This window comes from uncultured Brachyspira sp., from assembly GCF_949287625.1.
Lineage (GTDB): Bacteria > Spirochaetota > Brachyspiria > Brachyspirales > Brachyspiraceae > Brachyspira.
Genome location: NZ_CASEGO010000185.1, coordinates 1 through 2,590 on the forward strand (window position 1 = coordinate 1; position 2,590 = coordinate 2,590).

Genomic DNA, 2,590 nt, shown 5'->3' on the forward strand with positions numbered 1-2,590 from the left:
AAATCAGCCAATGGTAAATGTTTAGACTATGCCTGGATAAATAAAACTGCAATGGAAAATAAAAAATTAGAAAGAACATTTACGATAAATCAAGGAGATATACCATTTTCATATATAGTAAGTATTAATGTAGAAGTTATATAATAATAAATTTAAGGATATTAAAATTATGGATATAATAAACAAAACATACAAAGTTACATCACAAATATCTTATGGTAATAATAGTAAGATAAAATGGGCATATATGGTTTTAAATTATGACGAACTTAAAGTTTTAGAAAATGTTAGAAAACTACCAAAAAATCATAGTTTATATAAAAAGCTTAATTGGTTAAATACAACTGGTTCAATACTTTATTTTAAACCAAATATATATTTAGAACAAAGTGAACAAGATAAACTACAATCTGGTAATGTATATATAGTTATTATACCATATTTAGATAATGCAAATATTAAATTGTGTGATGAAAAAGTAGTTTATTATATTCTTTATAATAATGAAGCTGAAAATAGTTTAAGAGGTGGTGTAATAAGTTTATTAAAAAATTGTAATTTATTTTCAGAAAGTGATATAATTTATATAAAAGAGTATTCTAATATTGAAAAAGTTGTTTTATTTAATAAACCGATAAGTTATATTTTAAAAGAACATGGTATTAATCATCTTAATAATAATCAAGCTGTGGAAATGTTTTATGATGATTGGTATATTTATGGTATATATTCAAAAGGAATAAATCAGTATAATATCACTTTTGGTTTATTTAAAATGAGAGAAAATGAAACTCGTATGGTAAACCAAAACAATAAAGATATGAGTGAGCCTGGTGTATCTGTATCATTTATTGAGTTTGATATAATATCGTTTTGCAATGATTTATCAAATAAATCTATAGGTAATATAAGTAAACATATTGCAAATGTTATATATCCTAAAAGTATACACGATAGAAAGCAGTATTCCTATGTTTTACAAAAATATTTTTCTACAGCATGGTCTGTAACAGGATATTATATTGCAGATTTATATGTAAATAAAATAGTATCAACTAATCTTGATGGTAAAATTTATGTGACTAAAAAAGTTTTGAATAATAATAGAATTCTTAAATTTTTAGAAAAATATCAACATATATATAATAAATTAGAAAATGTTGTTATGGTGAATAATAATGAAAAATTATCTATTGATGAAAAAAATATTTTATTAGCTACTCATACTGTTAATGTAAATTATTATTCTTTTGTTGCAGAAATCAAATTTCATGCAGATGCATTGTGTTATAAATTTGCATATTTTGATAAATGGTATAATAGTGCTATTATTGCAGATATGGGTGTAGGTGAAGAAAATGAATATAATCCATTCAATAAATATTACAAGTTAAATAGTGATTTAGTATTGGAGCAAATAAAATACCATGCAAACATATATAGCATATTATAAATATTTGTATAAGAGATATATTTGTTATGTTTTATTAATGCTTTTACTTAGTAGAATAAGAAATATATCTATTAGTAGTAATATATATAAAAAATCTATTTTTACATTAATTATTACTTGTTTATTATTTTTTACTATTTTTACAGTCATATTATATATATATAGTATAATATTAAATATAGAGTTTTGGCAAATATTGATATATATAAAGATACTAGGAATATTTTGCCTTACATGTTTTAATATATTGTTTTTATTTTATTCTTTTTTTCGGTTAAAGCATAGATTTTATATTATTTTTGTTTTTTTGCTATTTATTGTACAATTATTTTGGTATGCTTTTGCTTTTTATGTGCCTGTTGATAATATAAACGATATTTATTTATATATAATAATCATAACTTGTATGATTAGTTTATCTTTATTTGTATATTTTAAAGCATTATATATAAATAAGGATAATAGACAAAATAGTAAAAAAATATTGAATTATGATAAAATAAAAAAATATAAAAAATTAATACTTCGACCACTATTATTATTTTTAACATTTGATTATAATAAGTCAATAACATTAAAAGAATTTATATATTATGTTTTTTTATTTTTATTTTTTATTATACCTGTATCTTCATTTTTTTTTACATGTATTTTTATTATAATTAGATATATTAGATTTATTTATAGGTATGTATTTATGGTATCACTACCACAATACGAGTTGATGTCTATTACTGTAATATTTTGGTATATTTTTATAATGATAGTTATATTTTTATCTACTACTTATTATAATATGGTATTATTTTTACAAATCAAATTAATTATTTATAAAAAAATATTGATAGTGTTAGGTCTATTTAATATACCAATATATATTCTATCAATAATGACAGCAGATATGGTGTTTGGTGTATATATATTTACGATATTCTTATTTATATTGCTGTCAATTGTAATTTTATCATATTTTAAAAATTATAAGCAAAATAAAACTTTATAACCTGATATCAGATAAATACGAAGGTAACATACAAATAGATATGCAGGATAAAGAATATGAAGTATCTGCAGCAAAATCAAGTGGAGAATTTAATGTAGATATTACATTAAGTATATTAGATGAAGCCTTAAACG

The 2,590-nt window shown here is 20.3% G+C and carries 1 protein-coding gene; it reads left to right on the forward strand.

What is annotated here, in order from left to right:
* Positions 1 to 169: 169 nt before the first annotated feature.
* Positions 170 to 1,453 (forward strand): hypothetical protein, encoded by a 1,284-nt coding sequence (locus Q1X91_RS15415; RefSeq protein ID WP_300759469.1) that lies wholly within the window; start codon positions 170 to 172, stop codon positions 1,451 to 1,453.
* The last annotated feature ends 1,137 nt before the right edge of the window (positions 1,454 to 2,590 follow it).